This window comes from Streptomyces coffeae, assembly GCF_016741875.1.
GTDB lineage: Bacteria > Actinomycetota > Actinomycetes > Streptomycetales > Streptomycetaceae > Streptomyces > Streptomyces coffeae.
The window spans coordinates 40,661-61,027 of the sequence record NZ_JAERRF010000011.1 but is presented as its reverse complement, the minus strand read 5'-3'; the positions used below and the strand labels follow the sequence as shown (position 1 = coordinate 61,027).

19 protein-coding genes and 1 tRNA gene are annotated in these 20,367 nt (G+C 70.9%); 5 read left to right on the top strand and 15 right to left on the bottom strand.

The features are described from left to right. Window positions 1-62: 62 nt before the first annotated feature. The 4 genes from JK363_RS20395 to JK363_RS20380 all read right to left on the bottom strand — a co-directional run bounded on the left by JK363_RS20395 (window position 63) and on the right by JK363_RS20380 (window position 3,874). On the bottom strand, window positions 63-365 hold the full coding sequence (locus JK363_RS20395) for a hypothetical protein (RefSeq protein WP_201876401.1): 303 nt from the start codon (window positions 363-365) through the stop codon (window positions 63-65). A gap of 121 nt (window positions 366-486) precedes the next feature. Continuing rightward, window positions 487-1,392, bottom strand: coding sequence for an SDR family oxidoreductase (locus JK363_RS20390; RefSeq protein WP_201876400.1), 906 nt, complete (start codon window positions 1,390-1,392; stop codon window positions 487-489). Then, window positions 1,389-2,351, bottom strand: a complete 963-nt coding sequence (locus JK363_RS20385; RefSeq protein ID WP_201876399.1) for an alpha/beta fold hydrolase — start codon at window positions 2,349-2,351, stop codon at window positions 1,389-1,391. The genes JK363_RS20390 and JK363_RS20385 overlap by 4 nt, the downstream gene beginning before the upstream one ends. After that, entirely contained in the window at window positions 2,348-3,874 is a 1,527-nt protein-coding gene (locus tag JK363_RS20380; RefSeq protein ID WP_201876398.1) for a flavin-containing monooxygenase, read from the bottom strand. The genes JK363_RS20385 and JK363_RS20380 overlap by 4 nt, the downstream gene beginning before the upstream one ends. A gap of 185 nt (window positions 3,875-4,059) precedes the next feature. Here JK363_RS20380 and JK363_RS20375 point away from each other — a divergent pair, with 185 nt between their 5' ends. After that, the gene (locus tag JK363_RS20375; protein ID WP_201876567.1) at window positions 4,060-4,809 is read left to right on the top strand and encodes a MerR family transcriptional regulator; all 750 of its coding nucleotides are present in this window, start codon (window positions 4,060-4,062) and stop codon (window positions 4,807-4,809) included. On the opposite strand, the gene JK363_RS20370 is transcribed toward JK363_RS20375, so the two are convergent. Then, window positions 4,803-5,606, bottom strand: a complete 804-nt coding sequence (locus JK363_RS20370; RefSeq protein ID WP_201876397.1) for an exodeoxyribonuclease III — start codon at window positions 5,604-5,606, stop codon at window positions 4,803-4,805. The two genes, JK363_RS20375 and JK363_RS20370, sit on opposite strands and share 7 nt — an antisense overlap. Before the next feature lie 148 nt (window positions 5,607-5,754). Continuing rightward, entirely contained in the window at window positions 5,755-6,921 is a 1,167-nt protein-coding gene (locus JK363_RS20365; RefSeq protein WP_201876396.1) for a trypsin-like serine peptidase, read from the bottom strand. Window positions 6,922-7,238: 317 nt separating this feature from the next. On the opposite strand from JK363_RS20365, the gene JK363_RS20360 reads away from it, so the two are divergent. Beyond that, window positions 7,239-8,153, top strand: a complete 915-nt coding sequence (locus JK363_RS20360; RefSeq protein ID WP_236075967.1) for a S1 family peptidase — start codon at window positions 7,239-7,241, stop codon at window positions 8,151-8,153. A 7-nt stretch (window positions 8,154-8,160) separates the two neighbouring features. Here JK363_RS20360 and JK363_RS20355 read toward each other — a convergent pair whose 3' ends face one another. The 8 genes from JK363_RS20355 to galU all read right to left on the bottom strand — a co-directional run bounded on the left by JK363_RS20355 (window position 8,161) and on the right by galU (window position 14,380). After that, window positions 8,161-8,811 carry a LysE family translocator gene (locus tag JK363_RS20355; protein WP_201876395.1) on the bottom strand — a complete coding sequence of 217 codons (651 nt, stop codon included), beginning with the start codon at window positions 8,809-8,811 and terminating at the stop codon, window positions 8,161-8,163. A 197-nt stretch (window positions 8,812-9,008) separates the two neighbouring features. Further along, window positions 9,009-9,082: transfer RNA gene (locus JK363_RS20350), tRNA-Ala, on the bottom strand. 75 nt (window positions 9,083-9,157) lie between these two features. Continuing rightward, the gene (sepX, locus tag JK363_RS20345; RefSeq protein ID WP_201876394.1) at window positions 9,158-10,315 is read right to left on the bottom strand and encodes a divisome protein SepX/GlpR; all 1,158 of its coding nucleotides are present in this window, start codon (window positions 10,313-10,315) and stop codon (window positions 9,158-9,160) included. A 142-nt stretch (window positions 10,316-10,457) separates the two neighbouring features. Next, window positions 10,458-11,081, bottom strand: a complete 624-nt coding sequence (locus JK363_RS20340; protein ID WP_201876565.1) for a GNAT family N-acetyltransferase — start codon at window positions 11,079-11,081, stop codon at window positions 10,458-10,460. After that, window positions 11,078-11,611, bottom strand: coding sequence for a MogA/MoaB family molybdenum cofactor biosynthesis protein (locus JK363_RS20335; RefSeq protein WP_201876393.1), 534 nt, complete (start codon window positions 11,609-11,611; stop codon window positions 11,078-11,080). The genes JK363_RS20340 and JK363_RS20335 overlap by 4 nt, the downstream gene beginning before the upstream one ends. After that, window positions 11,608-12,090, bottom strand: coding sequence for a cyclic pyranopterin monophosphate synthase MoaC (gene moaC / locus JK363_RS20330; RefSeq protein ID WP_201876392.1), 483 nt, complete (start codon window positions 12,088-12,090; stop codon window positions 11,608-11,610). The genes JK363_RS20335 and moaC overlap by 4 nt, the downstream gene beginning before the upstream one ends. 63 nt (window positions 12,091-12,153) lie before the next feature. Further along, complete coding sequence (glp, locus tag JK363_RS20325; protein ID WP_201876391.1) at window positions 12,154-13,473, bottom strand: molybdotransferase-like divisome protein Glp; 1,320 nt, start codon at window positions 13,471-13,473, stop codon at window positions 12,154-12,156. Between the two features lie 4 nt (window positions 13,474-13,477). After that, on the bottom strand, window positions 13,478-14,380 hold the full coding sequence (galU, locus tag JK363_RS20320; RefSeq protein WP_201876390.1) for a UTP--glucose-1-phosphate uridylyltransferase GalU: 903 nt from the start codon (window positions 14,378-14,380) through the stop codon (window positions 13,478-13,480). 74 nt (window positions 14,381-14,454) lie between these two features. On the opposite strand from galU, the gene JK363_RS20315 reads away from it, so the two are divergent. Then, window positions 14,455-15,066: a 5-formyltetrahydrofolate cyclo-ligase gene (locus JK363_RS20315; RefSeq protein WP_201876389.1), complete on the top strand. Its 612-nt coding sequence runs from the start codon at window positions 14,455-14,457 to the stop codon at window positions 15,064-15,066. A gap of 98 nt (window positions 15,067-15,164) precedes the next feature. Here the strand turns inward: JK363_RS20315 and JK363_RS20310 are convergent, their stop codons facing one another. After that, window positions 15,165-17,939 (bottom strand): penicillin acylase family protein, encoded by a 2,775-nt coding sequence (locus JK363_RS20310; protein ID WP_201876388.1) that lies wholly within the window; start codon window positions 17,937-17,939, stop codon window positions 15,165-15,167. A gap of 215 nt (window positions 17,940-18,154) precedes the next feature. Between JK363_RS20310 and JK363_RS20305 the strand changes: the two genes are divergently transcribed. Further along, on the top strand, window positions 18,155-19,684 hold the full coding sequence (locus JK363_RS20305; RefSeq protein WP_201876387.1) for a potassium/proton antiporter: 1,530 nt from the start codon (window positions 18,155-18,157) through the stop codon (window positions 19,682-19,684). A 218-nt stretch (window positions 19,685-19,902) separates the two neighbouring features. Beyond that, window positions 19,903-20,277: an FmdB family zinc ribbon protein gene (locus JK363_RS20300; RefSeq protein WP_201876386.1), complete on the top strand. Its 375-nt coding sequence runs from the start codon at window positions 19,903-19,905 to the stop codon at window positions 20,275-20,277. Window positions 20,278-20,367: the final 90 nt, after the last annotated feature.

The window sequence follows — 20,367 nt, the reverse complement described above, 5'->3', positions numbered from 1 at the left end:
GACACGCCCCTTGCTGCCCTTCGGCTCCGGCCGGGCGGCGCCCCGGCGTCAGCCGCGGGAGGTCACATCTCCTCGAAGGGCTCCTGCTGTTCCCGCGTCTCCCTGCCCTCGCCCTGCTGACGGCGTTCCTGGCTCATGCTGCCCTGGCCCTGCTGACGGCGCTCCTGGCTCTTGGCCTGCGCCTGCTCACGGTCCTGGGGCCGGTTCCGCGGCCGGTCCTGGGGGCGGGCACCCATGTCCTGACGGGCGCGCTCCTCCATGCGCTCACCGGACTTCTGACCGCGCTGCTGCTGGCGGCTCCGCTCGCCCTGAGCCTTGCGCTTGCCCTGCTGAGCCTTCTCGTTGAACTCGTCGCTCGTGCCCATGAGTGTCACTCCTCATCGGGTGAAGGGGGTCGGGCCCGACCAGAGTTACACGCAGCGACACGCTCCGCATGTCGGATCGGTGTTCATGGAGAAGGCGCAGGTCAGCACGGACCACACAGCGTTACCGGTGACGCTGGGTGCCCACCGCGCGGGCCCGCTCGTCCGCCGCCCCGCCCTCCCCCAGCAGACCGCCGCGCTCCCCGCGGGTGGCCGCGAGCCGCGGCTCGGCGCGGCGCATCTCACGTCCGCCCATGGTCCCGATGATCGCGGGCAGATAGCCGCGCACCGACTGCATTCCACGCAGCCACCACTGCGCGTACACATGCGCCGACCGGCGCTCGATCCCGGCCACCAGCCGGTCCACGGCCGGGCCCAGCGGATAGGTGCGGTTCGCGGGCCAGGGCAGCCGCTGCCGCAACTCCCGCATCACCTCGTCCCGGTCGGCACCGCGCACCATGTCGGTGTCGGTCCAGCTGAGATAGCCGACCCCGACCCGCACCCCGCGGTGACCCACCTCGGCCCGCAGACAGTGGGCGAACGCCTCGACCCCCGCCTTGGACGCGCAGTACGCCGTCATGATCGGCCCGTGGGTGATCGCGGCGAGCGAGGCGATCTGGAGCAGATAGCCACGGCTGGCGATCAGCGCGGGCAGGAACGCACGCGCGGTGGTGACACTGCCCAGCAAATTGACCTCGATCACCCGCCGCCAGTCCGTCTCGTCCGTGTCCAGGAACGGACCGGCCTGCCCCACCCCGGCGTTGGCACAGACGATGTCCACCGAGCCGAAGCGCTCCACGACCTCCCGCGCCACCCGCGCCATCGCCTCGGAGTCGGTGACATCGGCGCACCAGTGGTCGGACTCGGTCATCAGCCGCTCCGACACCCGCTTGAGCCCGTCCGGTTCCAGCCCCACCAGCGCCACCCGGGCACCGCGCGCGGACAGCTTGCGGGCGAGCAGTTCGCCGACGCCCCGCGCCGCGCCCGTCACCACCGCGACCTTGCCGTCCAGGCTCCTGCGCGCACTCATGTCGTCTGCTCCTCCGCGTCGGGGGCTGCTTCCACAACCGGTTCTGCCGGCTGTCCATGGGCGAGGGCGAGGCCGCGGATCACACCGCTGACCGCCGCCGGATCCTCGACCGGGGTCATATGGCCGAGCCCCGGCAGCTCGGTGAGGCCCGTGCACCGCGGCAGCCCGGCCACCAGGGCGTGGGCATGCTCGGGCGGGGTGAGCCGGTCGGCGGTGCCGACGATCACGGCCACGGGCATGGTGAGTTCGGCGATCCGCGCGTCGAGATCCAGCTCCGCGAGCACATGGGCCCACTCGGCGCGCACGATACGGGGGCAGGCGTGCACGATCCGCGCGCACGCCTCCACCATGGCGGGCTCCGCGCCGCGCCCCATCGTCGCGTACCGCAGCACCCGCTTGCCGAGCGGGTTGACCGGGCCGAGCGGGGCGCGCGAACCCAGCACCGCGCGCTGCACCCGGGTGCGCAGCCGCCCGGCGCGCAGCGGCACCACCCGCGCCCGCTCCACCAGCCGTGCGGCGCCGGTGCTGCACAGCACCACCGCGGCGGCGCGCTCGCGCAGTTGCGGACGTCCGGCGGCGGCCATCACCGTCATCCCGCCCAGGGAATGGCCCACCACCACGGCGCGCCGCCCCGGCGGCAGCGCCTGGTCCAGCACGGCCACCAGGTCGTCGGCGAGCGCCTCGGTGCTGTAGCCGCCGGGTCCCGGGGCCGGGCTGCGGCCGTGGCCGCGCTGGTCGTACACCACCACCCGGTGATCGGCGCTCAGCCGGCGCAGCACCGGTGCCCAGAAGGCGGTGGAGCAGGTCCAGCCATGGGCGAGGACCACGGCGGGGGCGTCCTCGGGGCCGTACAGCTCGGCGTGGAGCCGACTGCCGTCGGCCGAGATCACGGTCTGCTCACGCTCCGGGACCGGCGGGGCGTACGGGCCGGAGGCGAGGGCGGCGGACCGCCGGCTCACCGGGATCCCCGCCCCGCGTCGGCGGTGGAGACGGTGACCTTGGCGGGCACCGCCGCGGGCCGAAGCACCGTGTACTCGGCCAGGTCCACCCGCCGGGTGACCTTCTTGAACTCACCGGTGGACCCGGGCCACAGGGTGGTGTTGCGCCCATGGTCCAGATACCAGCTGTCGCAGCCGGTGTTCCAGACGGTGCGCTCCATCCGCCGCTGGATCATGTTGTTGTAGGCGCGCACCGCCGACGGCCGGGCGTCCAGCGCGACCTTGCCGCCCAGGACGTCCAACTGCCGCAGATAGTCGGTCATGTAGTTCAGCTGAGCCTCGATCATCAGGATCATCGAGCTGTTCCCGAGCCCGGTGTTGGGGCCGATGATGGTCAGGAAGTTGGGGAATCCGGCCGCGCTGCTGCCGCGCAGCGCCTCCATCCCGCCCTTCCACTCCTCCGCGAGCGTGGTGCCGTTCGCCCCGGTCACCCGGTGGGCGATAGGGATGTCGGTGACATGGAAGCCGGTGCCGAAGACGATCGCGTCGACATCGGTCTCGGTGCCGTCGGCGGCCACCAGGGTCGAACCGCGCACCTCGCTCAGCCCGGCGGGGACCACATCCACATGCGGCTGGGTCAGCGCCGGGTAGTAGTCGTTGGAGAGCAGGATGCGCTTGCAGCCGATGCGGTAGTCGGGGGTCAGCACGGCGCGCAGTCCCGGATCCTTGACCGCGCTCCGCATATGGGCCGCGGCCAGCCGCTCGATCAGCCCGAGTTCGTTCGGCCGCTTGGTGAAGGCGCCGACCTGGAGCTCGCGCAGCCCCCACAGCCCCCCGCGGCGCAGTGCGCGGGTGGCCGGGATTTTGCCGTGCAGCCAGCGCTCGACACCGCTGATCCGGCGGTCCATACGGGGCAGCACCCAGGGCGGGGTGCGCTGGAAGAGGGTGAGCCGGCCCACCTCCTCCTGGATGGCGGGGACGATCTGGATGGCCGAGGCGCCGGTGCCGACCATCGCGATCCGCTTGCCGCGCAGCGCGAAGCCGTGGTCCCAGCGGGAGGAGTGGAAGACCTTGCCGGGGAAGCCGTCAAGACCGGGAATGTCCGGGATCTGCGGATCGGACAGCGGTCCGGTGGCGCTGACCACCACATCGGCGGTCAGGGTGCCGCGTACGGTCTCGACCTCCCAGTGCAGCGCGGCGGTGTCCCAGCGCAGGGACCGCACCTCGGCGCCGAAGCGCAGATGCGGGCGCAGCCCGAAGGTGTCGGTGACGCGCTCCAGATAGGCGCGGATGTGCCGCTGCCCGGAGAAGTTGCGCGGCCAGTCGGGGTTGGGCGCGAAGGAGAAGGAGTAGAGGTGGGAGGGGACATCGCAGGCGCAGCCCGGATAGCTGTTGTCGCGCCAGGTCCCGCCGACGGCGTCCGCCCGCTCCAGGACCACGAAGTCGGTGATGCCCGCGCGGCGCAGCCGTACGGCCGCCCCCAGCCCGCCGAACCCGGATCCGATCACCGCCACCCGTACGTGCTCACGCGTCAGCCCAGCCATGCCGCCGCCTCCCGCAACACTCGGAACCATGCCAGCAATCACTGGCACGATGGGAGCGTACGGCAGGGGCACAACTGAGCGGTAGGGGCTGTGGACAAGGAAGTTACCGGCGGTCGCACCCAACGGCGGGCGCATAGGCTGCCCCTGTGGTGACGAGGGGAGCGGACGAGGTGGCCGAGTACCGGATGGGCGAACTGGCCGACAAGGCCGGTATCACCGTGCGCACCCTGCGCTTCTACCGGGAGCGCAAACTCATCCCGCCACCCCGCCGGGAAGGCCGTATCGCCTGGTACAACGACCACCATCTGGCCCGGCTGCGGACGATCGCGGCGCTGCTGGAGCGCGGCCACACCCTGGGCGGGATCGCGGAGTTGATGACCGCCTTCGAGAGCGGCCGCCGGGACGTGGGTGAACTGCTCGGCCTGGACGGTATGCCCACCTGGTCCGAGGAGACCCCGGTCCGGCTCACTCCCGAGGCACTCGCCGACTACTTCGAAGGCGAGGTCACCCCGGAGAACCTCAGCGCCTCGCTCGACATCGGCTATCTCCGGGTCGACGGCGACGAGATCGTGCACATCAGCAGACGGCTGCTGGACGCCTCGCAGACCCTGGTGGAGCGCGGTGTGCCACTGGCCGCCGTACTCGCCGCCGGACGCGAACTGCGCGGCCACGTGGACGCGATCGCCGAGACCTTCACCGCGGTGCTGTGCACCCATGTGCTGGCCGACCTCATGGCGGAGGGCGCGGACGGACCGGGGCCGGACGCGGAGCACACCGCCCGGATCAGCGAGACGGTGGAACGGCTGCGACCGCTGGCCAAGGCCGTGGTGGACGCGGAGCTGTCGATGGCCATGGACCGGCGGATGCGGGAGGGCGTCGAGGCGTGGCTGCGCGAACGGGCCGATGGCGAGGGAGCCGGTGCCGACGGTCAGTGAGCCGAGCCGTAGGTGACGGTCACCGGCGCGTGGTCGCTCCACCGCTGGTCGTACGCGGCGGCGCGCTCCACGACGGCCTTGAGCGCTCGTCCGGCCAGCCCGGCCGTCGCGAGCTGGTAGTCGATGCGCCAGCCCGCGTCGTTGTCGAACGCCCGGCCCCGGTAGGACCACCACGAGTAGGGACCCTCGACCTCCGGGTGCAGCGCGCGCACCACATCCGCGTATCCCGCCTCGTCCAGCACCCGTGACAGCCAGGCGCGCTCCTCCGGAAGGAAGCCCGACTTCTTCCGGTTGGCCTTCCAGTTCTTCAGGTCGGCCTCCTGATGGGCGATGTTCCAGTCGCCGCACACCAGCGTCTCCCGGCCACCGGCCGCCGCCCGCTCGCGGAGCTCCTTCAGATACGGAAGGAACTCCGCCATGAAGCGCTCCTTCTCGTCCTGCCGCTCGGTGCCGACCTCACCCGAGGGGAGGTAGAGGCTGCCGACGGTCACGCCGGGCAGATCGACCTCCACATAGCGGCCGCTGCCGTCGAACTCCGAGGACCCGAAGCCGACCCGCACCGCCTCCAGCTCACGCCGCGCGTACACCGACACCCCGGCCCGTCCCTTGGCCGCCGCCGGGGTGTGCACCACATGCCAGCCGTCCGGCTCCCGTACGGACTCGGGCAGCTCATGGGGTTCGGCCCGTACCTCCTGGAGGCACACCACATCGGCCGCGGTGCCGTCGAGCCAGGGCACAAAGCCCTTCTTGGCCGCGGCGCGCAGCCCGTTCACATTCACGGTCGTCACGGTGAGCACCACGGCACGATACGACAGAAAAATCCCGCGTCGACCACTATCGCATAGACATGCGATCTCCGGCATGAATATGCGGATTCGCTGAGAGAGTGGTGGGGAGGCGACGGGACCCGCTCCGGCCATGGAGCGGGTCCCGTCCTGCGCCCTCTCACCCCTTGGTGCCGAACTTCTTGCTGATGGCGTTGAACACACCCTTCGCCTCGGTGCCCAGATGCGGACCCGCGAGCCAGGTGTGCCCGGAGGAGCTGATGGAACTGTTGGACACCAGCACGGTCTTGCCCTTGTGGTTCACGAACCAGCCGCCGCCGGAGGTGCCGCCGGTCATCGAGCAGCCGATCCGGTACATCGTCGGCGAGGTGGGTGAGAACGACAGCCTGCCCGGACGGCTGGTGCAGTTGAACATCTTCGCGCCGTCGTAGGGCGGCGCCGCCGGATATCCGTACGCCCCGATCGAGCTGACGCGGTCCGCCGAGGGCGCCCCGAACCACACCGGCACCGCGGCCCCGACCGTCTCCTGGAGCGACTTGCCGCCGCCGTTCTCCGGCTTCACACGCAGCACCGCGAAGTCATAAGCGGAACTGATCCCGCCGGTCTTGCCGCCGGTGTCGATCCACTGCGACGAGGTCTGCGACCAGTCGGCCCACCACACGCCGTACGGGCTGACGTCCCGCTGCGCGGCGGTCTGCGTGCTGCGGGCGGACAGCCCCTTGTCGTTGTACGACGGCACGAACACGATGTTGCGCATCCAGCCGCCCTTCTTGCCGGAGTGCACACAATGGCCCGCGGTCCACACCAGGTTGGACTTGCCCGGATGGGCCGGATCGTCGACGACCGTGCCGGAGCACACCATCGGCCCGTCGGGGCTGTCGAAGAACACCTTCCCGACGGGCGCCATGTTCTGGTGGTACGGCCGCGAGACCTGCTTGGCCGGAACCGCGGGCGGCTCGGGGTCGGTGGTCGGCTGGTTCTGACCGGTGGTCTGCGCGGAGGCGGTGTGTGGCGCGTCCTCGGCCTTGGCCATCCGGGACGGCTGCCAGAAGTTCTTGATGACGGGATTGGCGAATTCGGACGCCTTGCGCGCCCAGTTGTCCCAGTCCTTCCAGCCGCCCTCCTTCCACTCCTTCAGGTCCTCCAGACTCGTCGGAACGCCCTCGGGCAGCTTGATTCCGTCCTTGGCCTGCTGATCACCGCTGGAATCCGAGGCGTTGGTCTCGGCACCGGCCTTGTCCTCACCCGGTCCACAGGCCGAGGCGGAGACCGCGAGCAGCGCGGTCACCGCGGCGGCCGCCACGGCGGAACGTCGTATGAGTGGCATGAAGCCCTCTCCCCCTGAGTTGTGCTGTGTGCTGCTGTGCTGTGCGGTGGTGCGGTGGTTTCGCGCCACGGTCCACTGACTGGAACAGGCATCTACTATGCCTGGGCTCCCGTCCAGGACGCTCACCCGTGGCCCGGCCCGCACACAACACGAACGCCGTCCGCACGATTCCATGACATCGAACGGCTGAACGGCGCCATCGAAAACAGGACACGGGGGAGGTCTGTCCCCGAGGGGAGTTGAGGTCGGGTCTCCGGGTCGTTTCAGGGACGGCCCCTGAGGTGCACCGCCGCCGGGAACGCGACGGTGGAGGGGTGTTGAACCATCCGAACGACAAAGAGCCCGAGCACGGGCGCGAGCACGAGCGCGGCCGGAAGCACCCGAGGGCCACGCGGGCGCACGGCCGACGCGTCCGGCGGACGGCCGCCGCAATGGGCACCCTGCTCGCGGCGGCTGCCGCCACGGCTCTCCCCGCCACCGGCGCACACGCCATCGCGGGCGGAGAGAAGGTCCATGACGACCGTGAGGCGCCGTGGATGGCGACCCTCGCGGTCAAGGGCGACGCACCGCTGCTCCAACGCGCCTCATGCGGTGGCGCGTTGATCGCCCCCACCAAGGTGCTCACCGCCGCGCACTGCGTCACCGTCGACGATCTGCCACGGAGCGGCGAGTACCACATCGGCGCGCGGGTGCTGTCCGGGGATCCCGGCCGGGTGGCGGGAATCGCGGGCGCCGCCGTCCACCCCCGCTACCGGCTGCTGCCCTCCCCGCAGGACCCGGACAACCCCGCGGCCTCCAGCGCGGCGTACGACATCGCGGTGGTCACCCTCGACCGCCCGGTGCGCGGTGTCCCGACGCTCCCCGTCGCCCGTACCGCCCCGTCGTCCGGTGCCACCGCCACCCTGTACGGCCACGGTCTCACCGGCCCCGCCACCCGTGGCGACGTCCTGCGCCGCGGCACCTACCGGACGCGGCCGGACGCCTCCTGCGCCCCGGCCACCCCGGCCCCGGTGGACGGCGCATCGGTCCTGTGCGGCCGCGGCGGCCGGACGGTGGCTTGCACCGGGGACAGCGGCAGCCCGCTGGTGGCCCGGCGGCACGGCAGCGTTGAGGTGGTGGGCGTCTTCAGCTTCGGGATGGAGACCGCGGGCAAGCCCTGCGGTTCCCCGGGCCCGAACTTCTTCACCGATGTCGCCGCCGTCCACACCTGGCTGACAGCGAAGCCGGCCTGACGCGACCTCAGGCGGCCCTGCCCCGGTCGGCCAGCAGGTTGGCGGCGAAACCGAAGAAGGCGATCCCGCTGACCTGCTCCATCCGCCGCCGGAAGGCGGGCCGCCTGAGCCGGTCCGCCAGCGCCGAAGCGGCGCCCGAGACCACCCAGTACCAGATGGCCAATTCGACGATATCGATGGCCGTGAGCAGCAGCGTCATGGTGAACACGGACTCCCCGTGCGGGGTGAACTGCGGTATCAGGCTCATGTAGAACACCCCGGCCTTGGGGTTGAGCAGATTGGTCCCCACCCCCGCCCGGAACGCGGCCCACCGCCCCCGCGGCTCCGCTTCGGCGAACGCACCCGGCACCTGCGAGCTCTCGTCACCCGCCGCCCTCCTCGACCGCCACAGCGCCGAGGCCCCGAGCCACACCAGATACGCGGCGCCCGCGATCCGCAGGGTGTCGTACGCGAACCGCGAGGCGGTCAGCAGCGCAGTGAGCCCGACGGCGGTCGCGATACCCCACACCACACATCCGGTGAGGATCCCGAGCGCGGAGGCAAGACCGGCGGTGCGCCCCTGGGAGACGGAGGTCCGCAGCACCAGCAAGGTGTCCAGACCCGGAGTGATATTGATCAGCGCGGCAACACCGGCGAAGGCAAGAGCTGAAGTGAGCATGCCCGCACGCTAGGCCCGCGCCCCTCCCGGCAACGACCCGTTTTCCCCCCACGCTTCTCCGGCAGAGCGATCGGTGCACGGCCCCGACCGCATGACACCCGTCACATCCGCCGGTCGGAGGGAGTTGCCGTATTTCGCTGCTGTACGGCACCAGAAAGCCCCCGCCGAATTTCTCCGGCGGGGGCTTTGAGCTGCGGTGGACCTGAGGGGATTTGAACCCCTGACCCCCTCGATGCGAACGAGGTGCGCTACCAGTCTGCGCCACAGGCCCTTGCAACGAGTGAAACTCTAGCATCCCGCGCAGGCTGCTTGGAAATCCGTTCCGCCCAGGTCAGTGGAGTGCGCATCACTCGTTGGCAGCACGCGGCCGCTCCTCGTCGGCGTACTGGTCGAACAGCGGGGTGCGGCCGCTTTCGCGGGGGCCGCGGGAGGAGGCGGCCGGGCGCTGGGCGGGCTCCGCGGACGGAGCCGGGGCGGGGTCGTGGGCGGGTTCGACGGTGCTGGAGCGGGCGGAGCTCCAGGCGTCGGGGGCGGCCAGATCGACGCTGCCGGTGGCACGCGGGGCGACCGGCGCGGTGACGTAGGTCGGCAGCGGCACGGGGACCGGCTCCCAGCCGTCTCCGGCGGCCGGACCGCGCTCACGCTCGCGCTCCTGGTCCACCCACTCCGCGTGGTCGGTCTGCTCGACCAGCGCCCGGCGCCCCGCCGCGCGGGCGGAGGCCGCCGGTGCCGCGGCGGGCTCGGTCTCGGCGGAGGCGGGCGGATCGGCGGGGCCGCCGCTGTCGGACACGGCCGCGTCGGAGGGGTGGGGGCGCGGGCGGCGCTCGCGCAGGCGCTGCGCGGCCTGCTCGGCACGGCGCTGGTCCATGGTGAAGGTGAAGCGGCGGCGCTCCTGGCTGCGCAGATAGGCGATATACGCGCTGAGCAGTATGGCCGGGATACCCGGCGCCCACAGGAAGGCCAGTCCGCCGATCCCCGCCACGATCGCGCCGAGGGTGAAGGCGATGAACAGGATCACGGTGGTGCGGCGGCGGCGTGCGAGCACTCGCGCGCGCCGTCCACGGTCCAGTGCGGAGCCAGCGCGACCGGCCTTCGCACCGGACGGAGCGGTGCCCTCGGCGGAAGCTGCCGCGACGGCCGTCGGGACGGGCGCACGCAGGGTTACGGGGTCGGCGAAGGCCCGGACGTCGATCGCGTCGGTCAACGCGTCCGGGTCGGTCGTGAAGTGCTCCGGCGCGGCCGCGCCGCCCCCGGCCTCGGGGGCGTCCGCGTCCTCGGCGGTGCGCTCCGCCGGGTCCTCCGGGCTCCCCCGGCGCTCGTCCTCCAGCCCCTTGGCGTAACGGCGCTCCATGCCCGCCCGTCCGGACAGCAGCCGGATGGCGGTGCTGAAGCGTTCCGTCGGACGGGCCTCATTCAGCTCGTCCTGCCTCCGAAGCCACATCGGCACCAAATAGGCGGCCCAGGCCCCGACGATGACTGCGTAGATGAGGCCACTGCTGCTCACGGTCACACGGTAGAGGGGTCCGCGCGAGGCCATCCGCCAATTGGCGCGGTGTGTCGCACGATCTGGCTGATATCTCGAAAGTTTTTTGTGATTGATGGGATGACCGGTCTGGAAATGTACCGGCTTAATTCGAACAGATATTTTATTTCTGTGATGCCCCTGGTCGAGTCCGGTGCCAGCGCGCCAGCAGCCCTTCGGACAGTTCCTCGACGGTGAGCGCGAAGACCAGATGGTCGCGCCATGCCCCGTCGATGTGGAGATAGCGGGGCCGCAGCCCCTCCTCGCGGAATCCGAGTTTCTCCACCACCCGCCGGCTGGGCACGTTCTCCGGGCGGATGCAGATCTCGATCCGGTGCAGTCCGATGGTGCGGAAACAGTGGTCGACCGCGAGCGCCACGGCGGTCGGCATCACCCCGCGCCCGGCCACCGCCTCGTCGATCCAGTAGCCGACATGGCCCGAGCACATCGAGCCCCAGGTGATCCCGGCAACCGTCAACTGCCCCGCCAGCCGCCCCCGGTACTCGATGACGAACGGCAGCATCCGCCCGGCGTGCGCCTCGGCGCGCAGATGACGGACCATCTGCCGGTAGGTGGGCCGGTGGGTGACGGGGCCGCCCGGCGGGGGTGGCGGAATGGTGGCCTCCCAGGGCCGTAGCCACTCCCGGTTGCGTTGGTTGACCTCCCGCCAGGCGCGCTGGTCTCGCAGCTTTATCGGGCGGAGGACCGTATCGCCGTCCGCCAGCACGACCGGCCAGGGGGCGTTCAGTGCGTGCTCCCGGCGGGACCGGCGGATCCGGCGGGTCTGGGGTGGTCGCCGCCGTGGATCTGGTCCACGGCGTGCACCAGGACACGGCCGAGGACCGCGAGCCCGTCGCGCACTCCTCCGGTGGAGCCGGGGAGATTGACGACCAGGGTCGTGCCCGCGACCCCGGCGAGCCCCCGGGAGAGCGCGGCGGTGGGCACCTTGGCGAGCCCCTCGGCCCGGATGGCCTCCGCGATACCGGGGACCTCACGGTCGAGGACGGCGCGAGTGGCCTCCGGGGTGCGGTCGGTGGGGGTGAGCCCGGTACCGCCGGTGGTGACGACCACGTCGTACGCGGCGGCCACCGCCTCCCGCAGCGCCGCCTCCACCGGATCGCCGTCGGGCACCACCCGCGGGCCGTCCACCGCGAACCCCAGCTCGGCCAGCCCCTCGGCGATCAGCGGACCGCCCTTGTCGGCGTAGACGCCGGCGGCGGCGCGGTTGGAGGCGGTGATGACCAGGGCCCGGCGGCGCGGCGGCGGTGAGCCGGTCATGTCCGGCTCCAGTCGCCGGACTTCCCGCCCGTCTTCTCCTCCACCCGGATGTCCGTGACAACGGCGCCCTTGTCGACCGCCTTGACCATGTCGATCACCGTCAGGGCGGCGACGGAGACGGCGGTCAGGGCCTCCATCTCCACGCCCGTACGGTCGGTGGTCTTCACCGTGGCCATGATCTCGACCGCGTCGTCGGCGACGGTGAGATCCACCGTCACCCCCGACACCGCGAGCGGATGGCATAGCGGGATCAGATCCGGGGTGCGCTTGGCGCCCATGATGCCCGCGATCCTGGCGGTGGCGAGGGCGTCGCCCTTGGGAACGCCTTCGCCGCGCAGCAGTTCGACCACGCGCGGCGCCACGAGGACACGGCCGCTGGCGCGGGCGGTGCGCGCGGTGACGTCCTTGGCCGAGACGTCGACCATGCGCGCGGCGCCCGCTTGGTCGAGGTGGGTGAGATGGTCCTGGGCGCTGCTCATCGTTCTCCCGGTCCGGGCCGCGCGGCTTTTGTGGGACGACACCGTACCCGCCGTGGCGGCGTCCTAGGTGAGCAGGAGCACGTCCACATCGGTGCCGGGGGCCACCGCGGTGACCTCCTCGGGGACCACGATCAGCGCATTGGCCTGGGCCATGGCCTTGATCAGATGGGATGACGCACCGCCCACAGGGGTGACGGTGCCCGGCTCCGCCCCCGCCGACGGCTCGTACCAGCCGCGCAGGAACTGGCGCCTGCCCTCCGGGGAGGACTCGACGCCCTCGGGGCACACCGCCCGCACGAGGGGCCGGTGGATCTCGCCGCCGCCCAGCATGGTGCGGATGACCGGGCGCACGAAGAGCTCGAAGGAGACGTACGAACTCACCGGGTTCCCGGGGAGTGCGAGCAGCGGGGTGGCGTCGCGGCCGACACGGCCGAAGCCCTGGGGCTTTCCGGGCTGCATCGCCAGCTTGCGGAACCGGACCTCGTGCATCGCCTCCTTCACCACGTCGTACGCGCCGACGCTGACACCGCCGCTGGTGACCACGATGTCGGCGCGCAGCAGCTGGTCCTCGACGGCGGCGCGCAGGGTGGCCGCGTCGTCGGCGACCGCGCCGACCCGGTAGGCGATGGCACCGGCGTCCCGGGCGGCGGCGGTGAGCTGGTAGCTGTTGGAGTCGTGGATACGGCCGGGACCGGCCTCCTCGCCGGGCTGGACCAGCTCGCTGCCGGTGGACAGCACCACGACCCGCGGCCGCGGGCGGACCTTGACGGTGGCGCGGCCGATGGCGGCCAGCAGCCCGATCTGCGGCGGCCCCAGGACGGTACCGGCGCGCAGCGCCAGCTCGCCCGCGCCCGCGTCGCTGCCCCGGGTGCGCACATGCTGGCCTTCCTTGGCCGGGCGGTAGACCCGCACCCTGCCACTGCCGCCGTCCGGGCCCTCACCGCGCGTCGGCATGGTGGTGACCGGCCCGTTGTCCAGGCCGCCGTCGGTCCACTCCACGGGGACCACGGCCTGCCCGCCGGGCGGCACCGGGGCACCGGTCATGATCCGGGCCGCCTCGCCGGGGCCCACGGCGGGCAGCTCACCGCTGCCCGCCGCGATATCGCCGATGACGGTGAGCACCGCGGGGTGGTCCCTCGTGGCGGCCGCCACATCAGCGATCCGCACGGCATAGCCGTCCATGGAGCTGTTGTCGAAGGGCGGGAGGGCGACGGGGACGGTGATGTCGTCGACCAGGACACAGCCCTGGGCGTCGAGCAGTTGCAGCTCGATCGGCTCCAGCGGGTGGATGTGCCCGAGGATGTCGTCGAGGTGCTCGGACACCGTCCAGACACGGTCCTGGTCCGGGCCCTGGTCGGTGGCCCGTGCTGCGGTGCTGCTCAAGGTGCTACATCTCCTCGGTGACGTAACTGCGGAGCCAGTCCCGGAAGTCCGGGCCCAGGTCTTCACGTTCGCACGCGAGTCTGACAATGGCACGCAGATAGTCGCCACGGTCTCCTGTGTCGTACCGCCGGCCCTTGAAGATCACACCATGGACCGGGCCGCCGAGGTCGGGATCGGAGGCCAGTGCCTGGAGCGCGTCGGTGAGCTGGATCTCGCCACCGCGCCCCGGTTCGGTCCTGCGGAGCACGTCGAAGACGGACGCGTCCAGGACGTAGCGGCCGATGACGGCGTAGTTGCTGGGCGCGTCGGCCGGGTCCGGCTTCTCCACCAGACCGGTGACCTGGACGACGGACTCGTCGACCGTCGGCTTGACGGCGGCGCAGCCGTAGAGGTGGATCTGCGCGGGATCCACCTCCATCAGGGCGATGACGCTGCCGCCGTGCTGCTCCTGCACCTCGACCATGCGGGACAGCAGCGGGTCACGGGCATCGATGAGGTCGTCGCCGAGGAGTACGGCAAAGGGCTGGTCACCGACGTGCGGGGCGGCGCACAGCACGGCGTGGCCAAGACCCCTGGGGTCGCCCTGGCGCACGTAGTGCATGGTCGCGAGATCGCTGGACTCCTGGACGCGGGCGAGGCGGGTGTCGTCACCCTTGCGCGTCAGGGTCTCCTCGAGCTCGTAGTTGCGGTCGAAGTGGTCCTCCAGCGGCCGCTTGTTACGGCCGGTGATCATGAGGACGTCGGACAGTCCCGCGGTGACGGCTTCCTCGACGACGTACTGGATCGCCGGCTTGTCGACGACCGGCAGCATCTCCTTGGGGGTGGCCTTGGTGGCCGGCAGAAAGCGGGTGCCCAGTCCCGCGGCGGGGATGACAGCCTTGCTGATCCGAGTACGCGATTGAGTCATGTACAGAACCCTATCTGGTGCCTTTGGGGGCGGATGATGAGGATTCGGTGAATATGACATGAGACAAGGAGTTTGTGCACTCAGTGATCACGAACGACGGTAGTAAGGGCGTGTTGCGGCGGCGCCTCCTGGCGGTGAGATCCAGGTTGACTGCGGATGACATCGAAGCGGCCGCAACCGCCCTGGCGTGTCGAGCGCTGGAGCTTCCGGAGCTGGCGGAGGCAGGCACGGTGGCGGCCTATGTGTCCCTGGGCAGCGAGCCCGGTACGCACGCCCTGCGCGAGGCGCTGCGCGCCCGGGGCGTACGGGTGCTGCTCCCGGTCCTGCTGGCGGACAACGATCTCGACTGGGGTGAGGACGAGGGACCCGCGCGGCTGGCGCCCGCCCGGCGCGGGCTGCTGGAGCCGGTCGGGCCGCGGCTCGGACCGGAGGCCGTCACCGGGGCGGACGCCGTTCTGCTCCCGGGGCTCGCGGTGGACCGGCGCGGGATGCGGCTGGGCCGCGGCGGCGGCTCGTACGACCGGGTGCTGGAGCGGCTGGCGCGGGCCGGAACCGATCCGGCGCTGGTGGTGCTGCTCCACGACGGTGAGTTGCTGGAGGAGGTCCCCGAGGAGGCCCACGACCGGCCGGTGCACGCGGCGGTGACGCCCTCGGGGGTGCACCGCTTCACGCGGCGGCCCCGCTGAGGGACGCCCGAAGGCGCCCCTCAGCGGGGCCGGGAGGGTCGGCGGGGCCGGGGGCCGCGACGACGGCGCGGGCGCCGTGGAGGCGGCCACCGGGCGCCTCAGGGGGTCAGCGCCAGCTCGTCGTCGGTCTCCTTGTCCACCGCGCTCTTGCTGAACGCCCAGGGCAGTAGCTCGCCCTTGGCCCACTTGTCGGTCTGGTCCGTGTAGTGCTCGTGGAAGGCGTGGCCGGAAGCACCGGTGAGATTGATCCAGCGCGACTTGTCGAGATCGTCCAGATTGACGACCATCCGCATCGACGGGACCCAGGTGACGTCGTAACCGCCCGCCGCGTTCCAGCCGGTGGCGTTGACCGCGGCCTCACCGCCGCCGAGGTTCCACGGGCCGCGGTTGAGCAGCCACTGCACCACGCCGGGGCCCTCGGTGCCCAGGGTCTGGTTCTCCAGCGTGAGCCGGTGCAGCCGGCCCCAGCTCCAGCTGTTGATGTCCTTGCCCAGCTTGGCGGTGAGCTCCGAGCGTGCGTCCTTCATGGCGTTCTTCAGCAGCTCGTCACGGTTGTCCGAACCCGGGTCGAGCCGGGAGCCGGGCGACTTCCACCAGTCGTTGCGCGGCTCCTTGAGGATCTTCCGCATCACCTCGTACCAGCGGTCGCCGCCGTCGGGCTGGGCCATGTCCGGGTCGCGCGTGCCGCACTCGCGCACCAGCCGGGTATTGCCATCCAGGTCCTCGACCGGGCCGGAGTCGTCGGCCGGGCGCACCCGCAGACACTGCCCCTCGACCCTCAGCTCCTTGGGGAGCTTGTTGCCAAAGGCGAGCATGAGGGTGTTGCGCCAGACGGCGTTGAAGTACGCGGCGGCCGCCGAGTCGGAGTCCTGGGTGTAGTCCCAGCCCTCCAGCAGCTTCTGGGCCTCACGGACGAAGCTGTCCTTGATGTCGATCTTCAGCAGATAGGGCGTCAGCAGCTTGGCGATCTCACTGCTGTCGTCCATCTGCATGGACTGCATGTCCTCGGTGGAGACCTTGCCGCCGTCCTTGATCTTGGACTCGATCAGATCGGTGATGCGCTGGCTGCGCGCGCCGTAACCCCAGTCCTCCGTCAGCAGGTACGGGTACTTCTTCTTGTCGATGACGGCCTGGTTGGCGGTGACGATGTAGCCGCGCTTGGGGTTGAGCTCCCAGGGCAGCGCCGACTGCGGAATGTACTTGCTCCACTTGTAGCGCGAGTCCCAGCCGGGCGCCGGGTAGCGGCCGTCCCCCTTGGCGCGCACCGGGATTTTGCCCGGCGCCTGATAGCCGATGTTGCCCTTGGTGTCGGCGTAGATCAGGTTCTGCGAGGGGACCGCGAAATCGCGGGCGGCCTTGCGGAAGTCGGTGAAGTTCCGGGCGGTGTTGAGCCCGAAGACGGCGTCCATGGAGTTGGACGGGGACAACGCCGTCCACTTCAGGGCCACCGCGTAGCCGTCGCCGCGGTCGGGGGCCACATCATCGGCGCCGCTGCCGACCGGGGCGTTCTTCCCGACATCCGTCAGCTCGTCGTCGCGGTCGGAGACGATCGGTCCGTTGTTGGTGGTGCGGACAGTGATGGTGCGGCTCTTGCCGCCCGCGACCTTGATGGTCTCGTCACGGGTGGTGAACGGGACCTGCTTGCCGTCGTAGAGGTAGCTGTTCGCGGTGACCTTCTCCAGGTAGAGGTCACTGACATCGGCGCCCAGATTGGTCATGCCCCAGCTGATGTTCTGGTTGTGGCCTATGGCCACGCCCGGCATGCCCGCGAAGGTGAAGCCCGCCGTGTCGAACGGACAGGAGCTGCTGACCTGCTTGCAGTGCAGGCCCATCTGGTACCAGACGGACGGCAGCTGCGGGGCGAGGTGCGGATCGTTGGCCAGCAGCGGCTTGCCAGTGGTGGTGTACCGGCCGTCGATGACCCAGGAGTTGGAGCCGATACCGGTGCCGTTCGGGCCGAGCAGCGCCGGGATCTTGTCCAGGGTCTTGGAGAGCGAGGACAGCCCGCTCTGGAGGCCGTGGGCGGCGCTTCCGGCGCCGGGGGTCGTACCGGTGCCGCCCGTACCGCCCGTACCGCCGGTGCCGCCCGTGGTGGTCGCCTTGGGGTCGTACTCGTCGGTGGCCCGGTCGAGCGCACCGTCCTGGACGATCGGCTTGTTCCGGCTGTACGGGTACGACGGGTAGAGGTCCTCTATCTGGTCCGGGTCCAGCCTGCTGGACGCCAGGGCGCGGTCCACCTCTTCCTGCATATTGCCGCGCAGGTCCCAGGCCATCGCCTTGAGCCAGGCAACCGAGTCGACCGGGGTCCACTTCTCCGGCTTGTAGCCCTCGTTCGCGAAGTCCAGGGCCGCGTACTCGACGGAGAGTTCCTCGCCCGAGTGGTCCTTCAGGTAGGCGTTGACCCCGTCGGAGTAGGCCCGCAGATACTTCTTGGTGGCGGGCGACAGCTTGGTGTCGTACTCCTGCTTGGCCACCCGGTGCCAGCCCATGGTGCGCAGGAAGGCGTCGGTCTCCACCTGGCCGGAACCGAACATCTCCGAAAGCCGGCCGGAGGTCATATGACGACGGACGTCCATCTCCCAGAAGCGGTCCTGGGCCTGGACGAACCCCTGGGCGCGGAACAGGTCCTCAGGGGTGTCGGCGTAGATCTGCGGTATGCCATAGCCGTCACGCTTGACCTGGACGGGCCCCGAGAGCCCCTTCACCTGAAGCGACCCCGTGGTCTCCGGGAAGGAGGCACGCACGGTACTGATACTCCAGTACGTGCCGTAGCCGACGCCTCCGACGAGCAGCAGCACGACTGCGATCACGATCAGGCGGAGACGTCGGCTCTTCTTCTTTTTGGGAGAAGAGCCGGTTTTATTGGCGGGCATCGCTGTCCTTCGAGGGGCAGGGTGGTCCAGGAGTGCTGGAGCAACCATAGGCGCAGCGCTGACTCCGCCCCTACGCGGAGTCATGACTGACGCCGATCACCGGCCACCGGGCCGAGTCTCTACACCCCCGGCCCAGCACCCTCACCGGAGGCACGCGTCAAGAACCCGTAAAATGTTAGGTAAGGCAATGAAGTTCCGGTCGGCCGGGGCCCCTTATGCGACCCCGCGCCGCTCCCGCGAGAAAGGTTCGGCCCCTGACTGTCCACCACCTCAATGAACTGCTGCTGGTCTGCTCGCTCGTCCTCCTCACCTCGGTGGCGGCCGTCAGGATCTCCTCCCGCAGCGGGCTGCCCACCCTGCTGATCTACCTCGGGATCGGCGTAGCCATCGGCCAGGACGGCATCGGGGTCAAATTCGACGACGCCGAGCTGACGCAGATCCTCGGCTATGCCGCGCTGGTCGTGATCCTGGCCGAGGGCGGTCTCGGCACGAAGTGGCGGGAGATCAAACCCGCCCTGCCGATAGCGGCGGCGCTGTCGACCGTCGGCGTCGCGGTGAGCGTGGGGGTCACCGCGGCGGCAGCGCACTATGTGGTGGGACTGGACTGGCGGCAGGCGCTGATCATCGGCGCGGTGGTGTCGTCCACGGACGCGGCGGCGGTCTTCTCGGTACTGCGCAAGGTGCCGCTGCCCAAGAGGCTCACAGGCGCCCTGGAGGCCGAGTCGGGCTTCAACGACGCCCCGGTGGTGATCCTGGTGGTCGCCTTCTCCGCTCAGGGCCCCGTCTCCCACTGGTACACACTGATGGGCGAGATCACCCTGGAGCTTGCGATCGGCGCGGTGATCGGACTGGCGATCGGCTGGCTCGGCGCCTACGGCCTGCGGCATGTGGCGCTGCCCGCCTCAGGTCTCTACCCGATCGCGGTGATCGCCATCGCCGTCACCGCCTACGCGGGGGGCGCGCTGGCACACGGCTCCGGCTTCCTCGCCGTCTACCTCGCCTCGCTCGTCCTGGGGAACGCCCGGCTGCCGCACTGGCCGGCGACGCGCGGCTTCGCCGAGGGCCTGGGCTGGCTCGCCCAGATCGGCATGTTCGTCCTGCTCGGACTGCTGGTGACCCCGCACGAGCTGGCCGACGACATCTGGCCCGCGGTGGTCGTGGGGCTGGTGCTGACGGTGGTCGCCCGGCCGGCGTCGGTCCTGGTCAGCACGGCGCCGTTCCCGGTGCCGTGGCGGGAGAAGGCATTGCTGTCCTGGGCCGGGCTGCGCGGTGCGGTGCCCATCGTGCTGGCGACCATCCCCATGGTCGGCGAGGTCCCCGACAGCCGCCGGATCTTCAACATCGTCTTTGTGCTGGTGATCGTCTACACCCTGGTCCAGGGGCCGACGCTGCCCTGGCTGGCCACCCGGCTCCGGCTCGGCGAGCCGGAGGAGGCGTCCGACCTCGGGATCGAGTCGGCGCCACTGGAGCGGCTGCGCGGCCATCTGCTGTCGGTCTCCATCCCCCAGGACTCCAAGATGCACGGGGTCGAGATCGCCGAGCTGCGACTGCCGCACGGGGCCGCGGTCACCCTGGTCGTCCGGGACGGGACCAGCTTTGTGCCGCTGCCCTCGACGGTGCTGCGGCGCGGCGACGAACTGCTGGTGGTGGCCACGGACCCGGTGCGCGACGCGGCGGAGAAGCGACTGCGAGCGGTGGGGCGCGGCGGCAAGCTGGCGGGCTGGCTGGGGACGGGTGGCGGCTGAAGTCCCGGCCTCGGGGATGGGGGCGGCTGCGCGGCGGCGCGGCGGGACGGAGCCGGGCTCGCCGCGGTGGCGGGGTCGGCGGCGGGGCTGATGGCGGCAGGGTCGGCGGCGCGTGGGATCGATCACCGTATGGCTCGACCCGGTGGACTGATGGGCCGGAATACTGCACTATGGAGCGTCGTTAGCACTCACTGAGTGAGAGTGCCAGGAGGAAGTACGTGCCGACCTACCAGTACCAGTGCACCGCGTGCGGCGAGGGCCTCGAGGCGGTCCAGAAGTTCACCGACGACGCGCTCACCGAGTGCCCCAGCTGCCAGGGACGCCTGAAGAAGGTGTTCTCGGCGGTCGGCATCGTCTTCAAGGGCGCCGGCTTCTACCGGAACGACAGCCGTTCCTCTTCCAGCAGCTCGAGCAGCGGCTCCGCCAAGCCCGCGGCGAAGAGCGACAGCGGCAGCTCGTCCTCCGCTTCGTCGTCCTCGTCCTCGTCCTCGGACTCCTCGTCCGGGTCGGGCACTTCGTCCTCGTCGACGTCCTCCTCGTCGTCATCCAGCTCGTCGAGCTCCTCGTCGAGCAGCGCCAGCTCGGCCGCCTGATCTTCCGCCGCGACACCCCGCCATCTCCCCGGAGACGGCGGGGTGTCGTGCGTCTCCCCGAAGCCGGTCGTACGGGCGGGCGCCGCTGGC